The organism is Pseudomonas saudiphocaensis (assembly GCF_000756775.1).
Lineage (GTDB): Bacteria > Pseudomonadota > Gammaproteobacteria > Pseudomonadales > Pseudomonadaceae > Stutzerimonas > Stutzerimonas saudiphocaensis.
In genome coordinates this window covers 3,212,453-3,238,470 of record NZ_CCSF01000001.1, presented here as the reverse complement: position 1 = coordinate 3,238,470, position 26,018 = coordinate 3,212,453, and the positions used below count along the sequence as shown (strand labels likewise).

28 protein-coding genes are annotated in these 26,018 nt (G+C 60.7%); 8 read left to right on the top strand and 20 right to left on the bottom strand.

Going from position 1 to position 26,018, the window contains the following annotated elements:
• Nucleotides 1–4 precede the first annotated feature (4 nt).
• Nucleotides 5–430, top strand: a complete 426-nt coding sequence (locus BN1079_RS15070; RefSeq protein WP_074436847.1) for a type IV pilin protein — start codon at nt 5–7, stop codon at nt 428–430.
• A 159-nt stretch (nt 431–589) separates the two neighbouring features.
• Here BN1079_RS15070 and ispH read toward each other — a convergent pair whose 3' ends face one another.
• The 6 genes from ispH to murJ all read right to left on the bottom strand — a co-directional run bounded on the left by ispH (nt 590) and on the right by murJ (nt 8,279).
• Nucleotides 590–1,534: a 4-hydroxy-3-methylbut-2-enyl diphosphate reductase gene (gene ispH, locus BN1079_RS15065; protein WP_037025885.1), complete on the bottom strand. Its 945-nt coding sequence runs from the start codon at nt 1,532–1,534 to the stop codon at nt 590–592.
• A 209-nt stretch (nt 1,535–1,743) separates the two neighbouring features.
• Nucleotides 1,744–2,181 (bottom strand): FKBP-type peptidyl-prolyl cis-trans isomerase, encoded by a 438-nt coding sequence (locus BN1079_RS15060; protein ID WP_037025883.1) that lies wholly within the window; start codon nt 2,179–2,181, stop codon nt 1,744–1,746.
• Nucleotides 2,178–2,702, bottom strand: a complete 525-nt coding sequence (gene lspA, locus BN1079_RS15055) for a signal peptidase II (protein ID WP_171819305.1) — start codon at nt 2,700–2,702, stop codon at nt 2,178–2,180. Before lspA ends, BN1079_RS15060 begins: the two co-directional genes overlap by 4 nt.
• Nucleotides 2,695–5,526 carry an isoleucine--tRNA ligase gene (gene ileS / locus BN1079_RS15050; protein WP_037025881.1) on the bottom strand — a complete coding sequence of 944 codons (2,832 nt, stop codon included), beginning with the start codon at nt 5,524–5,526 and terminating at the stop codon, nt 2,695–2,697. Before ileS ends, lspA begins: the two co-directional genes overlap by 8 nt.
• A 1-nt stretch (nt 5,527) precedes the next feature.
• Nucleotides 5,528–6,478: a bifunctional riboflavin kinase/FAD synthetase gene (gene ribF / locus BN1079_RS15045; RefSeq protein WP_037025880.1), complete on the bottom strand. Its 951-nt coding sequence runs from the start codon at nt 6,476–6,478 to the stop codon at nt 5,528–5,530.
• 253 nt (nt 6,479–6,731) lie between these two features.
• Complete coding sequence (gene murJ / locus BN1079_RS15040) at nt 6,732–8,279, bottom strand: murein biosynthesis integral membrane protein MurJ (protein ID WP_037025878.1); 1,548 nt, start codon at nt 8,277–8,279, stop codon at nt 6,732–6,734.
• A 213-nt stretch (nt 8,280–8,492) separates the two neighbouring features.
• Between murJ and rpsT the strand changes: the two genes are divergently transcribed.
• On the top strand, nt 8,493–8,771 hold the full coding sequence (gene rpsT, locus BN1079_RS15035; RefSeq protein WP_037025877.1) for a 30S ribosomal protein S20: 279 nt from the start codon (nt 8,493–8,495) through the stop codon (nt 8,769–8,771).
• Between the two features lie 190 nt (nt 8,772–8,961).
• On the opposite strand, the gene creA is transcribed toward rpsT, so the two are convergent.
• The 5 genes from creA to rplU form a co-directional block, all read right to left on the bottom strand.
• Entirely contained in the window at nt 8,962–9,417 is a 456-nt protein-coding gene (gene creA, locus BN1079_RS15030) for a protein CreA (RefSeq protein WP_414860270.1), read from the bottom strand.
• A 19-nt stretch (nt 9,418–9,436) separates the two neighbouring features.
• Nucleotides 9,437–10,555: a glutamate 5-kinase gene (gene proB / locus BN1079_RS15025; protein ID WP_037025874.1), complete on the bottom strand. Its 1,119-nt coding sequence runs from the start codon at nt 10,553–10,555 to the stop codon at nt 9,437–9,439.
• A gap of 96 nt (nt 10,556–10,651) precedes the next feature.
• Nucleotides 10,652–11,869, bottom strand: a complete 1,218-nt coding sequence (cgtA, locus tag BN1079_RS15020) for an Obg family GTPase CgtA (protein ID WP_037025873.1) — start codon at nt 11,867–11,869, stop codon at nt 10,652–10,654.
• Between the two features lie 167 nt (nt 11,870–12,036).
• On the bottom strand, nt 12,037–12,294 hold the full coding sequence (gene rpmA, locus BN1079_RS15015) for a 50S ribosomal protein L27 (RefSeq protein ID WP_037025872.1): 258 nt from the start codon (nt 12,292–12,294) through the stop codon (nt 12,037–12,039).
• Nucleotides 12,295–12,329: 35 nt separating this feature from the next.
• On the bottom strand, nt 12,330–12,641 hold the full coding sequence (rplU, locus tag BN1079_RS15010; RefSeq protein ID WP_019339712.1) for a 50S ribosomal protein L21: 312 nt from the start codon (nt 12,639–12,641) through the stop codon (nt 12,330–12,332).
• A 248-nt stretch (nt 12,642–12,889) separates the two neighbouring features.
• On the opposite strand from rplU, the gene BN1079_RS15005 reads away from it, so the two are divergent.
• Together BN1079_RS15005 and BN1079_RS15000 are read left to right on the top strand one after the other, a co-directional pair.
• On the top strand, nt 12,890–13,858 hold the full coding sequence (locus BN1079_RS15005) for a polyprenyl synthetase family protein (RefSeq protein ID WP_037025870.1): 969 nt from the start codon (nt 12,890–12,892) through the stop codon (nt 13,856–13,858).
• Nucleotides 13,859–14,022: 164 nt separating this feature from the next.
• Complete coding sequence (locus BN1079_RS15000) at nt 14,023–14,250, top strand: PA4570 family protein (RefSeq protein WP_037025869.1); 228 nt, start codon at nt 14,023–14,025, stop codon at nt 14,248–14,250.
• Between the two features lie 150 nt (nt 14,251–14,400).
• Here BN1079_RS15000 and BN1079_RS14995 read toward each other — a convergent pair whose 3' ends face one another.
• The 4 genes from BN1079_RS14995 to BN1079_RS14980 all read right to left on the bottom strand — a co-directional run bounded on the left by BN1079_RS14995 (nt 14,401) and on the right by BN1079_RS14980 (nt 18,706).
• Complete coding sequence (locus BN1079_RS14995) at nt 14,401–15,018, bottom strand: BamJ family beta-barrel-assembly machinery protein (protein WP_037025868.1); 618 nt, start codon at nt 15,016–15,018, stop codon at nt 14,401–14,403.
• Between the two features lie 73 nt (nt 15,019–15,091).
• The gene (locus tag BN1079_RS14990; protein WP_037025866.1) at nt 15,092–15,580 is read right to left on the bottom strand and encodes a TIGR00645 family protein; all 489 of its coding nucleotides are present in this window, start codon (nt 15,578–15,580) and stop codon (nt 15,092–15,094) included.
• Between the two features lie 154 nt (nt 15,581–15,734).
• Nucleotides 15,735–16,070, bottom strand: a complete 336-nt coding sequence (locus BN1079_RS14985; protein ID WP_037025864.1) for a PA4575 family protein — start codon at nt 16,068–16,070, stop codon at nt 15,735–15,737.
• Between the two features lie 194 nt (nt 16,071–16,264).
• The gene (locus BN1079_RS14980) at nt 16,265–18,706 is read right to left on the bottom strand and encodes a Lon protease family protein (RefSeq protein WP_037025862.1); all 2,442 of its coding nucleotides are present in this window, start codon (nt 18,704–18,706) and stop codon (nt 16,265–16,267) included.
• Nucleotides 18,707–18,932: 226 nt separating this feature from the next.
• Here BN1079_RS14980 and BN1079_RS14975 point away from each other — a divergent pair, with 226 nt between their 5' ends.
• Nucleotides 18,933–19,964 carry a cytochrome-c peroxidase gene (locus tag BN1079_RS14975; protein WP_037025861.1) on the top strand — a complete coding sequence of 344 codons (1,032 nt, stop codon included), beginning with the start codon at nt 18,933–18,935 and terminating at the stop codon, nt 19,962–19,964.
• Nucleotides 19,965–20,116: 152 nt separating this feature from the next.
• Nucleotides 20,117–20,452 carry a cupin domain-containing protein gene (locus BN1079_RS14970; protein WP_037025860.1) on the top strand — a complete coding sequence of 112 codons (336 nt, stop codon included), beginning with the start codon at nt 20,117–20,119 and terminating at the stop codon, nt 20,450–20,452.
• A gap of 187 nt (nt 20,453–20,639) precedes the next feature.
• Here BN1079_RS14970 and mscL read toward each other — a convergent pair whose 3' ends face one another.
• Nucleotides 20,640–21,053, bottom strand: a complete 414-nt coding sequence (mscL, locus tag BN1079_RS14965) for a large-conductance mechanosensitive channel protein MscL (RefSeq protein ID WP_037025859.1) — start codon at nt 21,051–21,053, stop codon at nt 20,640–20,642.
• A gap of 201 nt (nt 21,054–21,254) precedes the next feature.
• Between mscL and BN1079_RS14960 the strand changes: the two genes are divergently transcribed.
• Nucleotides 21,255–21,512 (top strand): HP1242/YdcH family protein, encoded by a 258-nt coding sequence (locus BN1079_RS14960; protein ID WP_037025858.1) that lies wholly within the window; start codon nt 21,255–21,257, stop codon nt 21,510–21,512.
• A gap of 184 nt (nt 21,513–21,696) precedes the next feature.
• On the opposite strand, the gene BN1079_RS14955 is transcribed toward BN1079_RS14960, so the two are convergent.
• Complete coding sequence (locus BN1079_RS14955) at nt 21,697–22,131, bottom strand: CopD family protein (protein ID WP_037025856.1); 435 nt, start codon at nt 22,129–22,131, stop codon at nt 21,697–21,699.
• 114 nt (nt 22,132–22,245) lie between these two features.
• Here BN1079_RS14955 and radA point away from each other — a divergent pair, with 114 nt between their 5' ends.
• Nucleotides 22,246–23,607, top strand: coding sequence for a DNA repair protein RadA (radA, locus tag BN1079_RS14950; RefSeq protein WP_037025854.1), 1,362 nt, complete (start codon nt 22,246–22,248; stop codon nt 23,605–23,607).
• Between the two features lie 90 nt (nt 23,608–23,697).
• Here the strand turns inward: radA and BN1079_RS14945 are convergent, their stop codons facing one another.
• The 3 genes from BN1079_RS14945 to glyA all read right to left on the bottom strand — a co-directional run bounded on the left by BN1079_RS14945 (nt 23,698) and on the right by glyA (nt 25,925).
• The gene (locus BN1079_RS14945; RefSeq protein ID WP_037025853.1) at nt 23,698–24,066 is read right to left on the bottom strand and encodes a PilZ domain-containing protein; all 369 of its coding nucleotides are present in this window, start codon (nt 24,064–24,066) and stop codon (nt 23,698–23,700) included.
• Between the two features lie 21 nt (nt 24,067–24,087).
• Nucleotides 24,088–24,549: a methyltransferase family protein gene (locus tag BN1079_RS14940; protein WP_037025851.1), complete on the bottom strand. Its 462-nt coding sequence runs from the start codon at nt 24,547–24,549 to the stop codon at nt 24,088–24,090.
• A gap of 122 nt (nt 24,550–24,671) precedes the next feature.
• A complete protein-coding gene (glyA, locus tag BN1079_RS14935; protein ID WP_037025850.1) occupies nt 24,672–25,925 on the bottom strand; it encodes a serine hydroxymethyltransferase in 1,254 nt (417 codons plus the stop codon).
• Between the last annotated feature and the right edge of the window lie 93 nt (nt 25,926–26,018).

Below are 26,018 nucleotides of genomic sequence, written 5' to 3'. Positions count from 1 at the left end.
TCCCGTGCTGAATAGTCCCTACCGCCAAAAAGGCTTTACCTTGATCGAACTGATGATCACCGTGGTCATCATCGGCATCTTGGCCTCGATTGCCTATCCGAGCTATCAAGAGTTCGTTAAGCGCGGTAACCGTACTGAAGGCCAGGCGTTCCTCAACGAAGTTGCTGCCCGACAGGAACGTTACTATGCGCAGAATAACGAATATGTCACCTCCGACGCGGACATAGGAAAGCTCAATCTGAAAGCCGGTAATAATAAATCAGAGACAGGGAAGTATGTGCTATCGCTCGGCAGCAGCGCTTCGGACGGTGGATATACCCTTACAGCGACCCAGCAGTTTGGCGACTCTGCCTGCGGCAACTTGACCTTGACTGCAACAGGTGTAAAAGGCGTTACCGGCAGCAAGTCTTGGGAAGACTGCTGGAAATAAGGCCCCGGCATCAAGTGAAGCCCGATACGCAGACCGAGCTTTTCTTACAACGCCTTAATTCGAAAATCTTTCGGCATCGAAGTTCGTAGCCCGGATTTAGCAATACGCATGAAAAAGCCGACACTTACGGGTCGGCTTTTTCACATCCGCGGCTAAGCCTCACACTTGCTTGAGACGCAACTCCTTCGGCATCGAAAACGTCACATTCTCCGGCCGCCCTTCCAGCTCATCCATCCCCGTCGCGCCCCATTCACGCAGCTGATCGATTACGCCGCGCACCAGCACCTCAGGAGCTGAGGCGCCGGCGGTGATGCCAATGCGAGCGTCTTCAGGGAACCATTCGCGCTTGAGATCTTCGGCGCCGTCAATCAGGTAGGCGGGCGTGTCCATGCGCTCGGCCAGTTCGCGTAGGCGGTTGGAGTTGGAGCTGTTGGGGCTGCCGACGACCAGGACCACATCGCACTCGTTGGCGAGCTGTTTGACCGCGTCCTGGCGGTTCTGAGTGGCGTAGCAGATGTCGTCCTTGCGCGGGCCACCGATGCTGGGAAAGCGCGTGCGCAATGCATCGATTACGCGGCTGGTGTCATCCATGGACAGCGTGGTCTGGGTCACGAACGCCAGGGATTCGGGGTTGCGCACCTGTAGCTGAGCAACGTCTTCCTCGTCTTCTACCAGATAGATTGAGCCGCCATTGGTGGTGTCGTACTGGCCCATGGTGCCCTCCACCTCGGGATGCCCATGGTGGCCGATAAGGACGCACTCGCGCCCTTCGCGACTGTACTTGGTGACCTCCAAATGGACCTTGGTCACCAGCGGGCAGGTCGCATCGAAGACCTTCAGGCCGCGCCTGTCGGCTTCCATTCGCACTGCCTGGGATACGCCGTGGGCACTGAAGATGACGATGAAACCATCCGGCACCTGGTGCAATTCCTCAACGAAGATCGCCCCCCGCTCACGCAGATCCTCGACCACGAACTTGTTGTGCACCACTTCGTGACGCACATAGATCGGCGGGCCGAACACTTCCAGAGCGCGGTTGACGATTTCGATGGCGCGGTCGACGCCGGCGCAGAAGCCTCTGGGATTGGCGAGCTTGATTTGCATGGTGACTATCTCGATGCGCGTGGCACGCGGGATGAAAGACAGATGTGACTGTAAGGTGGATGCTGGTTTTCAGAGCCACCCTACAGGCCTTAGGTGGATCGGTGAAGCGTGATCCACCCTACGGTCTGCGAAGCGCCTGTGGGAGCTGATTTGTCCGCGATCGGTGCATGCCGCGCCAAAAGCTCGCGGACAAATCCGCTCCCGCAATGTCAGACGTTCTTGACGTCAATGATTTCGACTTCGAAGGTCAGCGCCTTGCCGGCCAAAGGATGGTTGAAGTCCACGGTAACCTGGCGCTCGTCGAAGGCTTTTACAACTCCCGGCAGCTCGGCATTGGCGGCGTCCTTGAAGATCACCAACAGGCCCTCGGACAGCTCCATGCCTTCGAATTGATTGCGCGGCATGACCTGCACGTTCTGCGGGTTGTGCTGACCGAAGCCCTGCTCGGGAGCAACCTGCAGACTGCGCTTGTCGCCGGCCTTGAGACCATACAGTTGCTGCTCGAAGCCCGGCAGAAGGTTGCCGTCACCGACCTTGAAAGTCGCCGGCTTCTTGTCGAAGGTGCTGTCCACTACGTCGCCGTTTTCCAGGCCGAGCGCGAAATGCAGGGTGACTTCCTTGTCCGGCCCAATGCGCTGTTCAGTCATGCCGATTCTCCGCTCTTGTCGCTCTTGAACATGTCCAGCGCCAGCATCACGGCACCGACGGTAATGGCACTGTCGGCAATGTTGAACGCCGGGAAATACCAGCGGTTCTGCCAATGCACCAGAATGAAATCCACCACATGGCCAAGCACCACGCGGTCGTAAAGGTTGCCAATGGCGCCGCCCAACACCAGCGCCAGCGCCACGGCCAGCCAGGTCTCCCCGGCCTTGAGCCGCTTCATCCAGAGCACCAGCACGACACTGACACCAACGGCGATGGCAGCGAAGAACCAGCGCTGCCAGCCACCATGGTCGGCAAGGAAGCTGAAGGCCGCGCCGGTGTTGTAGGCCAGCGTCCAGGCAAAGTAGTCGGGGATAACTTCGACTTTCTGGTACAGGCTGAAGTTGGCCTCGAACCAGTGCTTGGTTACCTGATCAATGACGATCACCAGCACACTGAGCCAGAGCCAGGTGAGCTTGCCGAAACGAGCGCTCAGCGAATGGCTCTGAGCAGTGTCACGCATGGTGACGCACCTCGCCCGCACCTTCGATGTTTTCCACGCAGCGACCACAGATTTCCGGGTGCGCGGCATGTGTACCAACGTCCGGCAGGTGATGCCAGCAACGACCGCACTTGGCGTACCCAGTCTTCTTCACCAGCAGCTTGAGGCCGGCCAGCTCGCTTTCCACCGCCTCGGCAGGCGCCTGGGCCAGCGGCGCGACTTCGACCGCGGAGGTGATCAGCACGAAGCGCAGCTCGTTGCCCAGCTTGGCCAGATCGGTCACCAGCGCGTCTTCGGCGTACAGCGTCACTTCGGCCTGCAGGTTACCGCCGATGGTCTTGGCAGCCCGCTGGTTCTCCAGCTCCTTGTTCACCGCCGCCTTGACGGCCATGACCTTGTCCCAGAAGGCGCGATCCAGTGCAGCATCCTCTGGCAGCTCGGCCAGGCCTGTGTACCAGGTGTTGAGCATGACGGACTCGTTGCGCTCGCCGGGCAGGTACTGCCAGATTTCCTCGGCGGTGAACGCCAGGATCGGCGCGATCCAGCGCACCAGTGCCTCGGCGATGTGGTACAGCGCAGTCTGGCAGGAACGGCGCGGCAGGCTATCGGCGCCGGTGGTGTACTGACGATCCTTGATGATATCGAGGTAGAAGCCGCCCAGTTCCTGCACGCAGAAGTTGTGCACCTTGGAATAGACGTTCCAGAAGCGGTACTGCTCGTACGCCTCCTCGATCTCGCGCTGCAGCAATAGGGCGCGGTCGATGGCCCAGCGGTCCAGAGCGATCAGCTGATCGTTCGGTACCAGGTGCTGCGCCGGATCAAAGCCGTCGAGGTTGGAAAGCAGGAAGCGCGCGGTGTTACGGATACGCCGATAGGCATCCGCGCTGCGCTGCAGGATCTGCTTGGAAACAGCCATCTCGCCTGAGTAGTCGGTAGCCGAGACCCACAGGCGCAGAATATCGGCGCCCATGCTGTCGGTGATCTCCTGCGGCGCGATGACGTTGCCCAGGGACTTGGACATCTTGCGGCCATTCTCGTCCACGGTGAAGCCGTGGGTGAGCAGGCCCTTGTAGGGCGCGTGGCCGTCGATGGCGGCGCCGGTCAGCAGGGATGAATGGAACCAGCCGCGATGCTGGTCGGAGCCTTCCAGGTAAAGGTCGGCGCGCGGGCCTTGGTCGTGACCCATGGGGTGCGAGCCGCGCATCACGTGCCAGTGGGTGGTGCCGGAATCGAACCAGACATCCAAGGTGTCGTTGATCTTCTCGTACTGCGCGGCCTCGTCACCCAGCAGCTCGGCGGCATCCAGCTTGAACCAGGCTTCGATGCCCTGCTGCTGAACGCGCTGGGCCACTGCTTCCATCAGTTCAACGGTGCGCGGATGCAGCTCACCGCTTTCCTTGTGCAGGAAGAACGGGATCGGCACGCCCCAGTTGCGCTGGCGGGAGATGCACCAATCCGGGCGGCCGGCGATCATGCCGTGCAGGCGTGCCTGGCCCCAGGCCGGGACGAACTGGGTCTGCTCGATGGCGTCCAGCGCACGGCGGCGCAGGGAGCTGCCATCGTGGGCGACCTTGTCCATGCCGACGAACCACTGCGCGGTGGCGCGGTAGATCAGTGGCGTCTTGTGGCGCCAGCAGTGCATGTAGCTGTGCTGGATGGCTTCATGCTTGAGCAGCGCGCCCACTTCACGCAGCTTCTCGACGATGGCCGGGTTGGCCTTCCAGATGAACTGCCCGCCGAAGAACGGCAGGTCCGCCACGTAAACGCCGTGGCTCTGCACCGGGTTGAGGATGTCGTCGTTCGACATGCCGTACTGCTTGCAGGTGCGGAAGTCGTCCTCACCGTAGGCCGGCGAGGAGTGAACGATGCCGGTACCGGCGCCGGTTTCCACGTATTCGGCCAGGTACACCGGCGAGAAGCGCTCGTAGAACGGATGGCGGAAGCGGATCAGGTCCAGCGCCTTGCCTTCGCAGCGAGCGATGATCTGCCCTTCGAGGCCATAGCGCTGCAGGCTGGATTCAACCAGCTCCTCAGCCAGCACCAGCAGCTTATCGCCGGTATCGACCAGGGCATAAATAAAATCAGGGTGGACGTTGAGCGCCTGGTTGGCCGGGATGGTCCATGGCGTGGTGGTCCAGATGACGATGCTGGTCGGCTTGGCCAGATTGGCAACACCGAAGGCGGCGGCCAGCTTGTCGGCATCTTCAACCTCAAAGGCTACATCGATGGCATCGGACTTCTTGTCCTGATACTCGACTTCTGCCTCGGCCAGTGCCGAGCCGCAATCGAAGCACCAGTTCACCGGCTTCAGGCCCTTGAAGACGAAGCCGCCCTCAACCATTTTTGCCAAAGCGCGGATTTGTCCGGCTTCGTTGGCAAAATCCATGGTCTTGTAGGGATTGTCCCAGTCACCCAGAACACCGAGGCGGATGAAGTCGGCCTTCTGCCCTTCGATCTGCTCGGCGGCATAGGTACGGCAACGCTCGCGGGTCAGGTCCGCCGGCTGGTTCTTGCCGAAGGTGGTTTCGACCTTATGCTCGATAGGCAGGCCATGGCAGTCCCAGCCCGGCACATAGGGCGCGTCGAAACCGGCCAGAGTGCGCGAGCGGACGATCATGTCCTTGATCACCTTGTTTACGGCGTGACCAATATGAATGTTGCCGTTGGCGTAGGGAGGGCCATCGTGCAGGACGAACTTCGGACGACCTTCGCCGATCTGCCGCAACTTCCGGTACAGGTGGATGCTGTTCCAGCGCTGCAGAATCTCCGGCTCGCGCTGTGGCAGACCGGCCTTCATCGGAAATGCCGTGGACGGCAGATTGAGGGTCGCTTTGTAATCGGTCATTTCAGTCCTGGCTCGTGGTGAAAGGTGTGGCCCGCCAGTATTCGCGGGTGGCTGCGATATCGGCATCGATCGCCGCCTTGAGTGCCTCCAGCGAGGCAAAGCGTTGTTCGTCGCGCAACTTATGGTGAAAGGTCACGCACAACAGGCGCCCGTAAAGGTCGCCCTGATAGTCCGGCAGGTGTACTTCCAGATGGGGCTTGCCATCACTCTCCACCGTAGGCCGCATACCGATATTGGCAACGCCCAGATGAACCTGCCCGTCGATCTCGGTGCTGACGGTAAAGACTCCCGCAAGCGGTGTATTGCGGCGTTTAAGCTGGATATTTGCGGTCGGCGCTCCCAGCTGGCGGCCGAGTTTCTGCCCGTGCATGACACGCCCAGTAATGCTGAATGGTCTGCCAAGCAGCCGTTGCGCCAGCTGCAAATCACCATCGGACAGCGTCTGCCGAAGCCGGCTGCTGCTGACACGAACACCATCGACCTCGATGGTCCTCGCGGCTTCGACGGTGAAACCCTCGACGGCACCGGCCTTGAGCAGAAAGTCAAAATCACCGGCACGATCACAACCGAAACGGAAGTCGTCACCGACTTCCAGATGGCGCACGCCCAGCCCTTCAACCAGGGTGGCATGCACGAATTCGGCAGCGCTCAGTTCACGCAGGCGTCGATTGAATGCCAGGCACAGCACCAGATCCACGCCCTGCTCACGCAACAGACAAAGCTTTTCGCGCAACCGTGTAAGCCGCGCAGGGGCTTTGTCCCGCGCAAAGAATTCCCGGGGCTGGGGTTCGAAAATCACCACACAGCTGGGCACCCCCAATTCGGCCGCACGCTCGCGCAAGCGCTTCAGGATGGCCTGATGCCCCCGATGCACTCCGTCGAAATTGCCGATGGTGGCCACGCACCCCCGATGCCGGGGCCGCAGGTTGTGAATACCTCGAACCAGCTGCATACCGCACTTCTTGCTTGAAAAGTCGCCGATTATACGCATGTGGCGAGCATCCCGGACAGGTTTGCAGTCGCCCGCCCAAGGCTGACCCTGCCCTCATGGCTTGAGCCAGCCGACAGCGGAACGCACATAGGGAGGATGTCGCTTTTTACATCCACCGCAACCTCGCTTTGTGGATCGACAAAGCGCGATCCACCCGACCTTTCTGCAGAGCCTATTTATTCGGCCGCTGGGGCGTTACCTGACGCTCCGACGGTCAGTGGCGCAGGTGCCGCGGCCGCAAACCAAGCAGCCCTAGCCCGGCAACGAACGCCACCATACCCGCCACTACCAACAGGCCCAACTGCAGAGCTCGCTGCTGCCATCCCCAGCCAAACCATTCGTCGGACGGTACGTTTAGCCACCAGATCGCCGCGACCATCGCTGCACAGCCTCCGAACAAGCGCAGCAGGAACAGCCCCCAGCCTGGCGCAATCTGGAATACCCCGATCTTGTACAGGCCCCAAAACAGCATCCCGGCATTAAGCATGGACGACAGCGAGGTCGCCAGCGCCAACCCGACATGCTTGAGCGGCCAGATCAGGATCAGGTTCATCACCATATTGGCCACCATACAGATGACCGCCACCCGCACCGGGGTTTTCAGATCCTGGCGCGCAAAGAAGCCGGGCGCCAACACCTTGATCAGCATGAACGCCAGCACACCCAGCGAGTACGCCTCCAGCGCGCGAGCAGACTGAACTACCGCCTCCTGACTCATAGCGCCGTAATAGAACAGGCTGGCAATCAGCGGCTCGGACAGAATGCCCAGCGCCAGCGCCGCCGGCACGCCGACCAGCAACACCATGCGCAACGCCCAATTGAGCGTGCTGGAAAAGGCCTTGGGGTCCTCGCTGGCATGCTGACGCGCCAGACTGGGCAGAATCACCGTGCCGATGGCGATGCCGAAGGCGCCCAGCGGCAGCTCTGAAAGTCGGTCGGCGTAGTACAGCCAGGACACGCTGCCCGTCTGCAGAAAGGACGCCAACACGGTATCGAGCAACAGATTGATCTGACTGACCGATACCCCGAACAGCGCTGGCACCATGAGCAGCATGATGCGTCGCACACCTTCGTCGCCCCACTTGACCCGTGGCCGCGGCAGCAACCCGAGACGCGCTACGAAAGGCAGCTGGAATGTCAGCTGGGCGAAGCCGGCGATGAACACCCCCCAAGCCAGCGCCATGATTGGCTGATCGAAATAAGGCGTCATGAACACTGCCGACAGGATCATGCTCACATTGAGCAGGACCGGCGTGAAGCCTGGTACCGCAAAGCGCCCGTAGGTATTAAGCACCCCTGAAGTGAAGGCGGTCAGGGAAATCAGCAGCAGATAAGGAAAGGTGATACGCAGCAGCTCGCCGGCCAGCTCCAGCTTGGCCGGCTCACCATGAAAGCCAGGCGCGAACAGCATCACCAGATAGGGCGATCCAAGCACACCCAGCGCAGTGATACCGGTCAGAATCAGGCCGAGCATGCCCGCCGTCCGATCGACCAGCAGCTTGACTTCCAACTGGGTTCTTTTGGTCCGGTACTCGGACAACACCGGCACGAATGCCTGGGCAAAGGCCCCCTCGGCAAACAGACGACGCAAGAAGTTGGGGATCTTGAAGGCGATAAAGAAAGCATCCGCCGCCGCCCCGGAACCGAAGTAGCTGGCGACCACCATATCGCGTACCATACCCAGCACGCGGGACAGCAACGTCATCACGCTGACTACCGCACTTGAACGCAGCAATCCGCCTTTTCCGGTTTTTTCGGACATCTGTCTTTCCTGGAATTGCAGCACTGTTTCGGTTAGTCACCTGCCATCGACCGATGGCCAGTTACGACCCCGAGCAAGGCCGCGAGTTTAACGACAGCCCTTCTGTCCGACCAGCATTCAGACAATCCAAACGAGCTTGACAAGCCTCTGCCACATCGGCATGATTCGCGGCCTTATTTGCTTTGTAATCCCACGTTTTCGAGGAGTTCGACGGTGGCCAACAGCCCTTCCGCCAAAAAACGCGCAATTCAGGCTGAGAAGCGTCGCAGCCACAACGCCAGCCTGCGCTCCATGGTCCGCACCTACATCAAGAATGTGGTCAAGGCCCTGGATGCAAAAGATCTGGAAAAAGCTCGTACTGCTTACGTTGCAGCCGTGCCGGTAATCGACCGTATGGCCGACAAAGGCATCATTCACAAGAACAAGGCCGCTCGTCACAAGAGCCGCCTGAACGGCCACATCAAGGCCCTCAGCGAAGCCGCTGCAGCTTAAGCTGAACGTTCTTGTAAAAAACCGGCCTAGTGCCGGTTTTTTTGTGCCTGTTTATCTGCGTCATGGACATGCCTGGAAGCGACTTCAGTCGCGAAGGTCAGGCGTGGCTCGCAGCTAGAGCCGCTCCCCGCGCAGATCGACGCCCCCCACCCACACTCTTAAATACCGGCTCGCAAGCAAAAATGGGCGCCTACTGCGCAACCGGCCAAGGCAGGACCGGGATCGCCGTTACGGCATTCTGCGGACTGCCTTCGATGATGCGGTCGCTGTAGACCAGGTAAACCAGCGTATTGCGAGCCTCGTCGAAGAAGCGCACGACCTGCATGGTTTTGAAGACCAGCGAGGTGCGCTCTTTGAACACCACCTCGCCGTCCTTCAGCTTTTCATTGATGCGAATAGGCCCTACCTGACGACAGGCGATGGAGGCTTCAGCTCGATCTTCGGCCAGCCCCAGCCCGCCCTTGATGCCTCCCGTCTTGGCGCGCGAGAGATAACAGGTCACCCCATCGACTTCCGGGTCATCGAACGCCTCGACCACGATCTTGTGATTCGGCCCGAGCCACTTGAATACCGTATCGACGGAGCCGATTTCTTCAGCGGCCGCCAAACCCGGCAAAGCCATACCCAATATCAACGCCAAGGTCATCGCACGCATGGCAGGCACCTCAGACGAGGATCATATTGTCGCGATGGATCAGCTCCGGCTCGTCGACGTAGCCCAGAAGCTTTTCGATTTCATCCGATGGCCGACCCAGAATACGTCGCGTCTCCGTAACGCTGTAGTTGGCCAGCCCACGGGCAACCTCCTGCCCGTCCGGACCTACGCAAACCACCATTTCGCCGCGACGAAAACCACCCTGAGCCGCGCGGACACCAACCGGCAACAGACTGCAATTGCCTCTTCTCAGCGCCTGCACCGCACCGGTATCCAGAGTGACGGTTCCGCGCGTCTGCAAATGACCGGCCAGCCACTGCTTGCGCGCCGCATGACGGTTGCATTCAGGGGTCAACAGCGTACCCAGCTGTTCGCCAGCCTTTAGCCGCGCCAGCACCTGCTCGATACGCCCGCCGACAATCACCGTATGAGCGCCGGAGCGCGCGGCCAGCCGCGCCGCTCGCAGCTTGGTCTGCATACCACCACGCCCCAGGGCCCCACCGGTTCCGCCCGCCACGGTATCGAGCTGCGGATCATCGGCACGCGCCTCGCTGATGAGATTGGCATCGGGGTTACTGCGAGGATCGGCATCGAACATGCCGTCACGGTCGGTAAGGATCACCAGCAGATCGGCCTCGACCAGGTTGGCAACCAGCGCAGCCAGCGTATCGTTGTCACCAAAACGGATTTCATCGGTGACAACGGTGTCGTTCTCGTTGATGACCGGCACCACATCCAGATCGAGCAAGGTGCGCAAGGTGCTGCGCGCATTGAGATAGCGCTTGCGGTCGGAGAGGTCGTCATGGGTGACGAGGATCTGTGCGGTTTGCTGTTCGCAACGGGCGAAGCTTGTCTCCCAGGCTCGAATCAGCCCCATCTGCCCTACAGCTGCAGCAGCCTGCAATTCGTGCACAGCCCTGGGACGAGCACTCCAGCCAAGGCGACTCATGCCCGCAGCGACAGCACCGGAAGATACCAGCACCAGCTCGACACCCGCCTCACGCAGCGCAACCATCTGGTCGACCCAGACCGCCATCGCCGCCTGATCGAGGCCACGCCCATCGGCCGTCAGCAACGCACTGCCGATCTTCACTACCCAGCGCCGAGCACCGCTCACCTTGTCGCGCATCGATCCCGCCTATTCCACTAACCAGTCAATTCATTGCAGCGAGCAGCACAGCCGCCCACCTTCCGAAAGCCTCGCAGCAGCGCGAGACCCAAGCACTCAGCGCACGTAGAAGATTTCCGCACCACCCTCGTCATCGTCGTCATCATCGAAGTCGTCGTCATCGACATCGTCTGCCGCCTTGACGCCAGCACGTCGCAGCGCCCGCTGATCATCAAGCTCCTGCAGTCGCGCACGCGCCTCATCTTCGATCTGCTGATCGAGATCAGCCAATGCCTCAGCGTAGGCCGGATCCTCGGCGATGCGCAGCGTCCGCTCATCGAGATAGCGCATGATCGCCTGGCTCAGCTCTTCGGTGCCCTCACGCTCCAGTGCCGAGATGACAAATACCGGACCTTCCCAGTCGAGACGCTCGATCACCTGCCGCATGCGCTCTTCGCGCTCCTCCTCAAGCAGCTGATCAGCCTTGTTCAGCACCAGCCAACGATCACGCTGAGACAGGGCCGGGCTGAACTTCTCCAGCTCGCTGAGGATGATCTCGGCGGCATCGGCCGGATCGCTCTCGTCCAGCGGCGCCATGTCCACCAGATGCAGCAACAGACGCGTCCGCGCCAGATGCTTGAGGAAACGAATGCCCAGGCCAGCACCTTCCGAAGCTCCCTCGATCAGCCCCGGAATATCAGCCACGACAAAACTCTTGTAGCGCCCGACGCTGACAACGCCCAGATTGGGAATCAAGGTGGTGAACGGATAATCGGCGACTTTCGGCTTGGCCGCCGACACGGCACGGATAAAGGTGCTCTTGCCCGCATTCGGCATGCCCAGCAGGCCGACATCAGCCAGCACCTTCAGCTCCAGCTTGAGATCACGCGCATCACCCGGCTTGCCCGGCGTGGTCTGCCGCGGCGCACGGTTGGTGCTGGACTTGAAGCGCGTATTGCCCAGCCCATGCCAGCCACCCTGAGCGACCAGCAGCTGCTGACCCGGCTTGGTCAGATCACCAATTACGTCCTGGGTAGCGGCATCGATCACCGTAGTACCCACCGGCACCGGCAGGAACAGATCTTCCCCCTTGGCGCCAGTACGTTCGGAGCTGCCGCCCTTCTCACCATTGGGCGCATTGAAGCGACGGGTGTAGCGGTAATCGACCAGGGTATTGAGGTTTTCGTCGGCCACCAGATAAATGGAGCCACCGTCGCCGCCGTCACCACCGTTGGGGCCGCCTTTTTCGATGAATTTTTCGCGACGAAAACTCATCATGCCGTTGCCGCCGTCGCCGGCCTTTACAAAAATCGATACTTCATCGACGAATTTCATGGGAACGCCTCCCGCCGCAGGGACGGGCTAAAAAACTGGAATAAGGGTCTTGCAAAAAACCCAGCGAAAACTGAATGAGCACCGAGCAGCTTCTTTGCAAGAGCCTCACAGGATACAGAAACAAAAAAGCCCCGTCGCATGACAGGGCTTTTCCAGCAACGCCGCGATTAGGCCGCGACGACGCTCACGTAGCGACGGCCAAGAGCGCCCTTCACTTCGAACTTGACCACGCCTTCGACTTTAGCGAACAGGGTGTGGTCCTTGCCCATGCCAACGCCGTAACCGGCGTGGAACTGGGTGCCGCGCTGACGCACGATGATGTTGCCGGGAACAATCTTCTGGCCGCCATACATCTTCACGCCAAGGCGTTTGGCTTCTGAGTCGCGACCGTTGCGGGTAGAACCGCCAGCTTTTTTGTGTGCCATGAGTTCAATACTCCTATAAGGGGATTCAGGCCCGATTAGCCCTGAATACCGGTGATTTTGACCTCAGTGAACCACTGACGGTGGCCCTGACGCTTCATGTGGTGCTTACGACGGCGGAACTTGATGATGGTGACCTTGTCGTGACGGCCCTGGGCAATCACTTCAGCGGTAACCTTGGCACCATCGACCACCGGAGCGCCGATCTTTACATCATCGCCATTGCCAACCAGCAGAACGCGGTCAAAGGTGACAGCTTCGCCAGTAGCAACTTCGAGTTTTTCAATCTTGAGGTATTCGCCTTCGGCAACCTTGTACTGCTTGCCGCCGGTTACGATAACTGCGTACATCTATGTATCTCCGTTGATCCTGCTCACCCAGCGCTTTGAAATAATGATTGGTGGCTGGCATGGCTGCATGGGGCCGGAAGTGACGCCCGTGCAATTGCGTAAGGCAGGGAAATGCCCAGGGGGAAAGTTCAGGGTCCGCGATTGTACGCATGCACCTGCACCTGCGCAATAGCCATAGGCACTTGCCTTGACAGCCCATGACCCGCCCCATAGCATGCCGCGCATCCTCCGAGGAGTACCGGTTTCCGATGCAACCCCAGTCCTTTTACCAAGTCGTGGCTGATGATTTTGCCGCCGTCGACGGCATTATTCGCAACCAGCTGACATCTCGCGTACCGCTGGTGGAAAAGATCGGGGACTACATCACCTCGGCCGGCGGCAAGCGTCTGCGCCCACTGCTGGTTCTGCTCAGTGGCAATGCCGTTGGCCTCAAGGGCGACCAGCTACGCCTGCTGGCTGCCATCATCGAGTTCCTGCACACCTCCACGCTCCTCCACGACGATGTGGTCGACATGTCCGGCATGCGCCGTGGCCGCTCCACCGCCAATGCGCTGTGGGGTAATGCACCGAGCGTGTTGGTGGGCGACTTCCTTTATGCGCGCTCTTTCGAAATGATGGTGGCGCTGGGTTCGATGCCGGTCATGAGCATCATCTCCCAGGCTACCCGCGTGATCGCCGAGGGCGAAGTGCTGCAGCTGTCGAAGGTCCGCGACGCCAGCACCACCGAAGAAGTCTATATGGAGGTCATTCGCGGCAAGACCGCCATGCTCTTCGAGGCCTCCACGCACAGCGCAGCAACGCTGGCCGGCGCCAGCGCCGAGCAATGCGAAGCACTGCGTCAGTTTGGCGACCATCTGGGCATCGCTTTTCAGCTGGTGGACGACCTGCTCGACTATCAGGGCGACGCCGAAACCCTCGGCAAGAACGTCGGCGATGACCTCGCCGAAGGCAAGCCGACACTGCCATTGATCTACACCATGCGTGAAGGCACCCCGGAGCAGGCCGCCCTGGTGCGCAAAGCGATTCAGAAAGGTGGCATCGAGGATCTCGAAAGCATCCGCGCCGCGGTCCAGAGTTCCGGCGCGCTGGACTACACCGCACGCCTGGCTCGCGAGTATGCCGACCGCGCCACCGCCTGCCTCGAACTGATTCCTGCCAGCCCCTACCGCGACGCCCTGGTGGATCTCAGCCGCTTTGCAGTCGCCCGCACGCACTGACAAAGCTCATCTGAAGCCGGCCTGCCTACTAGGTCGGTAACACCCCAGCTCCCCTCAGATCATCCAGAACTCGCTCTTCGCACCGCCGAGCGTGTGAGAGTTTTTGCACTTGCATAATCGCAAATAACAATTATTCTCATTACGCAAATCAACTGGAGGTGCACATGACCTATCTGATCGATGCATGGCTGGACCGACCACAACCCTATTTGCGGGTACTCGACCGCAATACCGGGGCCGTATGCATTTCACTGGAGGGAGAGGCCCTGGACGAACTTCGCGAGCAGGGCGATCTGGACCTGCATGAGCTAGGCACCAGCGAACCTGGCGTGCTCAAGGAGCAGGTACGCAACCTGTTCCTGTTTTCCTATGCCAGGGCGTTGCGCCCCTGAGCCTGGATGAACAAATCGGCCTGGATAACACCCCGGGGATCGAGATATGCGTAGGGTGGAAGACTGCGAAGCATCTTCCACGCGTTTGTGTGGACCAAGCTAAACGCGTGGATGTGCTTCGCGACATCCACCCTACGACTCCATCAAGACTTACAGAACCGCAAGCAGCTCGACGTCGAACACCAGCACGCTGTGCGGCGGAATGCTGCCGACGCCCTGGGCACCGTAAGCCAGTTCACTCGGCACATAGAGGCGCCATTTACTGCCAACGCCCATCAGTTGCAGCGCCTCGGTCCAGCCAGCGATCACACCGCTAACTGGGAACTCGGCAGGCTGGCCGCGCTGGTAGGAGCTGTCGAACACAGTGCCGTCGATCAGGGTGCCGTGGTAGTGAGTACGTACCTGAGCGTCGAGACCCGGCTTGGCGCCGTCACCGGCGGTCAGTACTTCGTACTGCAGCCCTGAAGCCAAGGTGGTAACGCCTTCACGCTTGGCGTTCTCAGCGAGAAATGCCTTGCCTTCACCTGCAGCTGCTTCGGCTTTGCGCTGAGCTTCGGCCTGCATGCGATCGCGGATCACGGCGAAGCTGGCGTTCAGATCTTCCGGGCTGACCCGACTCGCCGCACCACTAAAAGCATCGCGAATACCTGCGATTACCGCATCCAGGCTTACTCCAGGTGGCGGATTTTCGCGCAGCTGATCGCCCAGCTGACGGCCAATGCCGTAGCTGACGCGTGTTTCGTCGGTGGACAGATTAAGGTCGGTCATACCTGAGCTCCGCTCTGGAAAAAGGTCGCACAGCCTAGCACAGCATCCGCTGCCAGCCGCCAGTCAGACTCGATTAGTGCTTGGTGAGTTTGTCCAGGTAACCCATGGCAAAAGCCGAAAAAACGAAGGTGAGGTGGATGATCACGTACCACATCAGCTGTTCGCTTTCGAGCTGCTGGGCATCCATGAACATCCGCAACAGGTGGATGGAGGATATCGCGACGATGGAGGCGGCGACCTTCATCTTCAATGAGCCGGAATCCATCTTGCCCAACCAGTCGAGCCTTTCCTCGCCCTTATCGACGTTCAGCTGCGACACGAAGTTCTCGTAGCCCGAAAGCATCACCATTACCAGCAGTCCGCCCACTAGCGCCATATCGATCAGTGACAGCAACTTGAGGATCAGATCGCCTTCACTCAACGCAAGCACCACCGGCAGGATGTGCCAGATTTCCTGAAAGAACTTGATCGCCAGCGCCAGCAGCGCGAACGCCAGACCGAAATAAATGGGCGCCAGCAACCAACGGGCGGCATACATAGTGTTCTCGATGAAACGTTCCATGAGGCTTTCCATGGGAGAGAAAAGAGGTGGGCGAGTATACGCAGCGGTCAAGCGCAAGCAAGGGCGCTACCGCATCGATCAATTGTGGATAAGTAAGTCGCGCCGGGCTGGCAGTTGGCGGCCCGCAGCGAACTTAACCGCTGCTTTCCTGCAATTATGGGCGGGTTTCCCAGCCGCTAAGGAAGCGTGCCTGATCGGCGTTGACCTTGCGCAGCTCCGCGCGCATATGCAGCTCCCAGATTGCCGGGGATTCCGCCTCGCTGTAACCCTGTTGCAGAAGGCTGTCGCCAATGGCCTCGAGTACCGACTCAGCCGCTTTTAGCCCGTGAAAGGGCCCCTGCACCCTGATTGCCGTGGGTTGCGAGCCATCGAGACCAGCGGCACAGAGCAAGGTCCATAGACCATTGGCGCTCGCCACGGGACTTATGGCGCATTCGATTCGAGTGACCAGCCCCAGGCACTGGCGGCTCAGACAAAGGTTGTTCGGCATGACGGTACCCTCGCGCTCGGCTGCGCACCGTCATCATCAGCGAATCAGGCGGGCCAGCCGGTTTATCCCTTGAAGCTGTGGATAACCTTGTGGACAGAAAGTGCAAACTTTCTGGCAGGCGGTTAAAAAACCGGCCTGCTATCTGTCCAGACCCGCCGTACGCGCTATCGTTCCGCTGGGTTACCGCCGAGCGCTCAGTACTTGGCTGGAGCCGTGGGCACCGCCAACGCACCGGCCTGAGTTGCCTCGTTCTTGTCGTCCTCTTCCAATCCCATCTCGGCAATGTCGCGCAGCCGCTCGACCACCCGCGCATTGACGCTGCCTTTAGGGAAGCAGCCCTTTTCGTCCGCCGCCCCAACCGCCTCGCCCACCAGCAACGACAATGCCTCGTCGACATGACGCACCGCGTAGATGTGGAAGCGCTCCTGACGCACGGCCTCAAGCACCCGCTCATCAAGCATGAGCGTCGTGACGTTGGCAAAGGGAATGATTGCGCCCTGCTCGCCAGTCAGGCCGCGTGCCTCGCAGAGGCGGAAGAAGCCCTCGATCTTTTCGTTCACGCCGCCTACTGCCTGCACCTCGCCAAATTGGTTGATCGAGCCGGTAATCGCAAAGCACTGCTTGAGCGGCGTGCGGGAAATGGCGGAGATCAGCGCGCAGCATTCACCGAGCGAGGCGCTGTCGCCATCGACGTAGCCGTAGGATTGCTCAAGGGCGATGCTCGCCGAGATTTCCAGTGGAAATTCCTGTGCGTATCGGCTGCCCAGGTAGCCAGTGAGGATCATCACGCCTTTGGAGTGGATGGGCTGGCCCAGGTTGACCTCCCGCTCGATGTCGACAATCCCCGAGCCGCCCGGATACACGGTGGCGGATATCCGCGCCGGCATGCCGAAGGCCGAGTCGCCGACTTCCAGCACGGTCAAACCGTTGCACTTGCCGATGGCCGCGCCTTCGCTGTCGATAAGAATCACGCCGGCAAGAATGTCGTCGAGAATACGCGCCGATACACGCCCGGTGCGGGTGGCCTTCGCCTTCAGGGCACGTTCGATATGGCCGACATCGGTCACCTCGTCGCCGGCCAGCTTGCGAATGAAATCGGCCTCGCTGACCAGTTGGAACAGATCACCAATGCGCGCCGTAAGACGCCCCTGATGTTCAGCCAGACGCGCGCTGTGGGTGGCCAGGCGCGCCACCGCCGCGGCGCTCAGCGGCGCCATGCCCTCCTCCGAGGTGCGGGTTTTCATCAGCTGAGCGAATTGCTCCAGGCTGTCCTCTGCCAGCGGGATATCTTCGTCGAAGTCCACCAGCACGCGGAACAGCTCCTGAAAATCTGGATCCAGGTCCTGCAAGGTGTAATACAACTGGCGGGAACCGATGATGACGATCTTGACCTTGAGAGGGATGACTTCCGGCGTAAGGGTAACGGTTGCCAGCCGGCCCAACTCGGCCAACGGCGACTCCATCTTCAGCTTGTTTGACTGCAGGGCGCGTTTGAGCGCCTCCCAGACGAAGGGCTCGCCGAGCAGCTTTTCCGCTTCGAGCACCAGAAAGCCGCCGTTGGCGCGATGCAGGGCACCGGGTCGCAGCTGCCGATAGCTGGTGTAGAGGGCGCCCTGGTCCGTGTTGTACTCGATACGGCCAAAGAGGTTGTCGTAGGTCGGATGCGGTTCGAACACCACCGGTGCGCCACCGCCATGCGCATGACCGACCACCAGGCTCGGGCTGTACTGTTCCTCGAGTAGCTGGCGGCTGTGAGCCTCGGGACGGTTCTCGTCCACCAGCTGCTCGACCACGGTTTTCAGCAGGTTGACCTGCACGGCTTGCAGATAGGCTTCGATGCCGGCGTTCTCGGCATACTTTTCCGACAATGGCGCCAGCAACGGCTGCAACGCCTGGCTGATGGTTTCGTCATTCAGTTGCCGCAGCTGATTGCTGGACTCGCGCTTCCATTGCGGCAGGCTGGCCAGCTCTTCGTTGAGCCTCACCTCCAGCGCCGAGATATCCGTGTGGTAGCGCTCGCGCTCGGCCTCGGGCAACTGGGCAAACTCGGCCTCGTCCATGGACTTGCCGTCCTTCATGGGAGTGAAGGCAATGTTGGCGCTGTCGCGATAGAGGGCAATTTCCTTCTCCAGCGCGAGCTTCTCGATCACATCCAGGGCCTTGTCGTAGCGCTGGTTGAAGGCCCGATCGATGGCACTCTTCTTCTGCTGGTAGGACGGGTGCTCGAACACTGCCGGGAAGGTCGCCAGCAGGTTATCGATCAGTTGACTGATATCAGCGATAAAGGCTCCAGCACCGCCCTGAGGCAACTCAACCACGCGCGGCTCGCGCGGCTCGTCGAAGTTGTTCACATAAACCCAGTCCGACGGAGTATCCAGACGCTTGCCTTCAGCCCTGAGGTAGCGTTTCACGAAGGAAAAACGACCCGTGCCTGACTCACCCATCACATAGACGTTGTAGCCCGGACGCGGCATCGCCACTCCAAACTGGAGGGCCTCGACAGCCCGTTCCTGACCGAGAACGCCAAGGAAGGGTTCAAGCTCATCAGTGGTATTGAAGTCGAACTGGCTGGGCTCGAAGGGGCGAGTCAGCGCATCGGGCGCCAGGCGCAAGCCGGCAGCGACAGTCTGGGGCATCGGGAATCCTTTGCTGAGTGGCCTACCGGCCAATGAATTGCCGCCATTCTGGCTCTGGCTCCGTCTCCTCGCAAGGCTTGACCAAGCCCGCGAGCGACCGCACCCGGTTACAAATTGAGACAGTTTTGCAGGCCTCCAACCATAGCCTGGCTTGATGTAAATCAACTCGCGCGGCTTTCAATTCAAGCCTCCTATTACCAGCCAACACCGATAAGGAAACCTCCCCATGCGAACCACAGCACCCCTGCTGCTCGGTAGCCTGCTAATGATTGCCGGCAGCGCGCACGCTGATGCCCTGCGCGAGCGTGCCAACGCCATTTTCAAACCGATTCCCGACAAAGTGACCGAAGTTCGCGGCCATGCCGTCAGCGAGGATCAGGCCATCCTCGGCCATAAGCTGTGGTTCGACCCGCGTCTGTCCCGCAGCCATGTGATCAGCTGCAACACCTGCCACAACCTCAGCATCGGTGGCAGCGATAACGTACCGACCTCCATCGGCCACGGTTGGCAGAAAGGCCCGCGCAACTCGCCGACTGTGCTGAATGCCGTGCTCAACTCCGCTCAATTCTGGGATGGTCGCGCCAAGGATTTGCAGGAGCAGGCCAAGGGGCCGGTCCAGGCCAGCGTCGAGATGAACAACACGCCTGAGCGCGTCGAGGCCACTCTCAAGAGCATTCCGGAGTATGTGGAAGAGTTCAAAAAAGCCTTCCCCAACGACAAGAACCCGGTCAGCTTCGACAACATGGCTTACGCCCTGGAAGCTTTCGAGGTCAGCCTGACCACGCCGAACTCTCCGTTCGACCGCTATCTCAAGGGTGACGACAACGCCCTGGACGCCAAGCAGAAGGAAGGCCTGGCTCTGTTCATGGACGCCGGCTGCATCGCCTGCCATAACGGCGTCAACGTTGGCGGCCAGGGTTACTTCCCCTTCGGCGTGATCAAGAAGCCGGGTGCCGATGTTCTGCCGGAAGGTGACAAGGGTCGCTTCGCCGTGACCAACACCGCAGCCGATGAGTACGTGTTCCGTGCCGCGCCGCTGCGCAACGTCGCATTGACCCCGCCCTATTTCCACAGCGGTGAGGTCTGGGACCTGGAACAGGCCGTGGCCATCATGGGCGACAGCCAGCTGGGCCGTCAGCTCAAGGACAACGAAGTCAAGGCCATCACCGCCTTCCTCTACAGCCTGACCGGTGACCAGCCGCAGGTTGCTTATCCGACTCTGCCGATGAGCACTGCGACTACGCCTAAGCCGGAATAAGCCCCAAGGATTCCCGGTGCGCAATGCACCGGGAATCATCATCTCCAGCCTCCCGCACTTACGGTCTCGACGAACGAGCCGCCCTCCTCCTGCCGTTGGACACCTCCGTCCTCCCCTACTAGCCTGAAAAAACCAACCACCAGGTCGAGACCATGGCACTCCAGCATGCACAGTCCGGCGAGATCATTCGACCGCTCAGCGCAGAACCACAGGCAGAGCTTCGCTCGCAGGCGCTGGTCAGCACCCCGAGCCTGGAAATCATGCGTCTGGTACTCAAGGCCGGGCATGTGGTGCCAAGCCATGCGGTGGCCGGCCCCATCACTATCCACTGCCTTCAAGGTGTGATTGAGGTCCAGGCCGAAGGCCGCTGGCAGCGCCTCCACAACAATGAACTGATGTACCTGGCTGAGAACGCTGAACATGCGCTACAGGTGATCGCCGATACCGTCACCCTGGTCACGATTCAGCGCCTGCCCCGCGGATTCTGAAGCTATTGGCCGGCCCTCGCGGCCAGCGGTGGGTAAGGGGGGATACGTTCTGAATACTCAGATTCGGTGGCAGCCAGGTCGCCCTACTGCCCTGTCCGGAAATGTTGCCGCCCGTACTACCAACCTGGCTCAGGAGGCGGTGCGGCATTGAGCCCGACGGAGGCGTCGGGCTCACATTTCTGCGACCTCAAGGCCTTTCGTTACGCGCCTTCAGCAGATCGCGGATTTCAGTAAGCAGCACTTCTTCCTTGGTGGGTGCCGGCGGCGCCGAGGGGGCTTCCTCTTCCTTACGCCGCAGTGTGTTGAGTGCCTTGATCGCCATAAAGATGGCGAAGGCGATGATGGTGAAATCAACGATCGTCTGGATAAAGGAGCCATATGCCAGCACTACCGCAGGGGCATCGCCGGTAGCCTCCTTGAGCACAATGGCCAGATCGGAGAAATCCACACCGCCGATCAGCAAGCCCAGCGGCGGCATGACCACGCCATCGACGAACGCCGAGACGATCTTGCCGAATGCCGCGCCGACAATGATCCCCACTGCCATATCGACCACATTGCCCCTAACGGCAAACGCCTTGAATTCGCTGATCAGACTCATATAGAAAACCTTTTTGGTAATTGGAGAGCCACCGAAGCCTTATGAAACACCTATGCCAGAGCATAGGCGTACACGGCAGTGGGCGCCATCGGACGCAGGTTCCGATCGCTGGAGAGGAGGATATCCATCGCTTGATCGGCGTCAACCAGTGCAAGCGTGCAGCAGCGATATGGTAGCGACTTTCAATCAGGAGCTGCCTCCATGACCGCCGCACAAAGCCAACTCACCCAAGACTTTCCCGAAAAGAACATGCTGCTGCAGAAGCTTCGCCAGGAAAATCCGGCTTTTGCCCTCCAAGCCGAGGAATACGAAAGCCTGTCACAGCGCATCGCCAGTGGCGAGGGCGTGGACTCGGCCACACTCGCAGCACTCAAGCAGGAGCAGGCCAACCTGAAGAACGATATCGCCCGGCAGCTCAAGCACGCTTCCGGCAGCTGCTGCGGTGGCTGCGGCGGCTAAGCCCGCTCGTTTGGAAAGATAAAGAAAACCCGCCGCATACGGGGCATCCGCTCCTTATGCCCGGCGGATTGCATTCGCTGCTGGCTAACCGTTGAGGCCGATGTAGGGCCGAATTCATTCGGCCACAGGTCGCAAAAGGCCGAACAAGTTCGGCCCTACGAGGCCGCGTCCACACCGTATCCGCCTACCAAAGCCCGCCAAACCTGAATCCTGCCCCGACCCAGACGAACGCCACCGCCGTCAGGGTGATCAGCACGATATGCAAGCCCAGTTGCGGCAAGCGCTGGGCATCGAGCTTGGGAATCAGCGCCAGTCGCGCATGGACGCCGAGCAATGCGGTAAAGCCCAGCAGCACCAGTTTGGCCTGCACCAGATGGGCGACCGGGGAATCACCAAGCCACTCCGCATAGGGCAGCCACAGACTCGCCATCCACAGTCCGGACCCAATCTGCACCAGCAACGCCGGTATCCCGATGCGCTCGTAGATCTGCTCAAAATTGCGCACCGGTTGAGGATCACGCTTGCGCATGGCCCTGGGCAGCACGCCGAACAGCAGCACCAGATGTCCGCCAACCCAGACGCTGGCGCCTAGCAGGTGAAGAAACAACAGGTGGCGCATGGGATTCACTCCTGATCTGATGCCCTCAGTCTGGACGCTCACGCGCCGTTTGTAGCTGATGGCGATCAAGCCAGCCGCTATCATGCAACTCCCTTTTCCGACCCGGGAGTTTCCATGGCCAAGCCCAAGCGCATCTACGGCTGCACCGAGTGCGGCTCGACCTTTCCCAAGTGGGCCGGGCAATGTGGCGACTGCGGGGCCTGGAACACCCTGGTGGAAACCGTCATCGAGGGTGCTGCGCCACCCAGCGGCCGTGCCGGCTGGGCGGGCGACCAGGCGAATATCAAGACCCTGGCTGAAGTCAGCGTCGAGGAAGTACCGCGCTTCTCCACCGCCTCCGGCGAACTGGACCGTGTACTTGGCGGCGGTCTGGTAGAAGGCTCGGTGGTGCTGATCGGCGGCGACCCCGGCATCGGCAAGTCCACCATCCTGCTGCAGACCCTTTGTGCCATCTCCCAACGGTATCCGGCGCTTTATGTCACTGGTGAAGAATCCCAGCAGCAGGTAGCCATGCGCGCACGGCGCCTGGACCTGCCGCAGGACAAGCTTAAGGTGATGACCGAGACCTGCATCGAATCCATCATCGCCACGGCGCGGCTGGAAAAGCCCAAGGTGATGGTCATCGACTCGATTCAGACCATCTTCACCGAGCAGCTGCAATCGGCACCCGGCGGCGTCGCCCAGGTGCGCGAAAGCGCAGCGCTGCTGGTGCGCTATGCCAAACAAAGCGGCACGGCGATTTTCCTGGTCGGCCACGTGACCAAGGAAGGCGCCCTGGCCGGCCCACGCGTGCTCGAGCACATGGTCGATACCGTGCTGTATTTCGAAGGCGAGTCCGACGGCCGTTTGCGCCTGCTGCGGGCGGTGAAGAACCGCTTTGGCGCAATCAACGAGCTGGGCGTGTTCGGCATGACCGACAAGGGCCTGAAGGAAGTCACCAACCCCTCGGCGATCTTCCTTACCCGCGCACAAGAGGCAGTGCCCGGAAGCGTGGTGATGGCGACCTGGGAAGGCACCCGGCCGATGCTGGTGGAAGTTCAGGCGCTGGTGGACACCAGCCACCTGGCCAACCCGCGCCGCGTCACCCTGGGCCTGGATCAGAACCGTCTGGCCATGCTGCTGGCCGTACTGCACCGCCACGGCGGCATTCCCACCCATGACCAGGACGTATTCATCAACGTGGTGGGCGGGGTGAAGGTGCTGGAGACCGCCTCGGACCTGGCGCTGATGGCGGCGGTGATTTCCAGCCTGCGCAACCGACCGTTGGATAACGATCTGCTGGTGTTCGGCGAGGTCGGGCTGTCCGGTGAAATTCGTCCGGTACCCAGCGGCCAGGAGCGTTTGAAAGAAGCTGCCAAGCATGGTTTCAAGCGCGCCATCGTCCCCAGAGCCAACGCGCCCAAGGAAGCACCGGCAGGGTTGCGGATCATTGCCGTTACGCGACTGGAGCAGGCGCTGGATGCGCTGTTCGAATGACGCAGCCCAGCGCCTGCCAGGCCCTGCGCGCCAGGAGCGCCGGGAGCGCTTCAGCGCGCAGCAATTAGGGCTAGTCTGCTTGCAGCTTGGCTACTCGCCAGCGCCCAGTGCGGCGAGTTCGCGTTCGAGCAGCGCGGTATCACCCAGGTTCAGCTCCACCAGGCGCCGCAAGTGGCTCATCGATTCGAGGTCGATATGCTGGCAAGCAAAGCCGAGCAGCCCGTCAGTATCACGGGCCAGCACAACCTCCATGTGCACCTGCGCATCATCGGCCAGGCGGATGTGCGCTGACAGCGGCTCATCCACCTGCGCTTCCCAGCCTGCGGGGCGTTGCACCAGCAACCCCTTGAGGGAAAGGTCATGCAACTCCACCGCCCAACGGCGCCTTCCCTGTACCAGCTCCGTGGAGGCATCGAAATCGATACGCTGAAAGCGGCGGCGATTGAAGTCTTGGTTCATGTTTTCACTCCTCACACAGCTCTACAGCCAGCGGCGGACGCGCCCGCAGTAGGCGCGATAGTCTTCACCAAACAACTCGGCCAGCAACGTCTCTTCGTGCACGATCACGCCGCGCTGCATGGTGACAATAACCGCAGGCAGCAACAGCCATGGCCACAGGCTGCCCCACAGCAGCGCAATACCGCAATAGATCAGGGTGTCGGCCAGGTAAATCGGATTACGCGAAAAGCGAAACGGCCCCTCCTCCAGCAGTCTGGCAGGCTTGCCGTACGGGTTGACCGTGGTCTTGCGCCACAGCATCAGCAATCCGGCCCAGAGCATCAGCAACAGGCCGGCATCGATTAACCCCCAGCCGAAATAGTGCGACCAGAGGCTGCCTGGCAGCTCGACCGGAAACAGCGCGTGAAGCAGCCAGGCACCGCCGAGGAACAACAAATAGATCAGCGGCGGTGGCAGTAAGGTTCGTGAGGCTCGCTTGAACATTCGCTACGACTTCCCTGCATATCGGTTCCGACAGTCTAGCTGCGAGCTTTCCCTGTTGACATGCCCCCAGACAGCAGAAAGCCCGCTTAAAGCGGGCTTTCTGTTCAAACGTTGCGCGTCACTCAGTTACCGTACACCGGGAACTTGGCGCACACGGCCTGTACCTTGGCACGCACCGCGTCGACCACGGACTCGTCGCCCATGTTGTCGAGGATGTCGCAGATCCAGCCAGCCAGCTCGCGGCACTCGGCTTCCTGGAAGCCACGAGTGGTGACCGCTGGAGTACCGATACGCAGACCGGAGGTGACGAACGGGGAACGTGGGTCGTTCGGCACGCTGTTCTTGTTCACGGTAATGAAAGCGCGACCCAGAGCGGCGTCGGCATCCTTACCGGTGATGTCCTGCTTGATCAGCGAGAGCAGGAACAGGTGGTTCTGAGTACCACCGGAAACCACGTCGAAGCCGCGCTGGATAAACACTTCGGCCATGGCCTGGGCGTTCTTCACCACCTGCTGCTGATAGGTTTTGAACTCGGGCTGCAGGGCTTCCTTGAAGCACACCGCCTTGGCCGCGATCACATGCTCCAGCGGGCCACCCTGGGCGCCCGGGAAGACGGCGGAGTTGAGCTTCTTCTCGATCTCTTCGTTGGCCTTGGCCAGGATCAGGCCGCCACGTGGACCGCGCAGGGTCTTGTGGGTAGTGGTAGTGACCACATCAGCGAACGGAACCGGGTTCGGGTAGACGCCAGCGGCAACCAGACCAGCCACGTGGGCCATGTCGACGAACAGGTAGGCACCAACCTTGTCGGCGATGGCGCGGAAGCGGGCGAAGTCCAGCACCTGCGAATAAGCGGAGAAGCCGGCAACGATCATCTTCGGCTTGTGCTCGACGGCCAGGCGCTCGACTTCGTCGTAATCGATCAGGCCATTCTCGTCGATGCCGTACTGCACGGCGTTGTAGAGCTTGCCGGAGGAGGAAACGGACGCGCCGTGGGTCAGGTGGCCGCCGTGGGCCAGGCTCATGCCGAGGATGGTGTCACCGGCGCTGAGCAGTGCCAGGTAGACGGCGGCGTTGGCCTGGGAGCCGGCGTGCGGCTGGACGTTGGCGTAGTCGGCGCCGAACAGTTCCTTGGCGCGGTCGATGGCCAGCTGCTCAACGATATCCACGAACTCGCAACCACCGTAGTAGCGCTTGCCCGGATAGCCTTCGGCGTACTTGTTGGTCAGCACCGACCCCTGAGCTTCCATCACGGCGGGGCTGGTGTAGTTCTCCGAGGCGATCAGCTCGATGTGGTCTTCCTGACGCTGGGCTTCCTGCTGCATGGCAGCGAAAAGATCGGCGTCGTACTTGGCGAGGGTCAAATCACGGCTGAACATGGCAGTCCTCTGAGAATCAGCTGGCGGTAAAAAGTGAGGCGCGGATTCTACCTCATCCGCCGGGGCGCGGGTATGAGCCTTCGTCATGTGCAA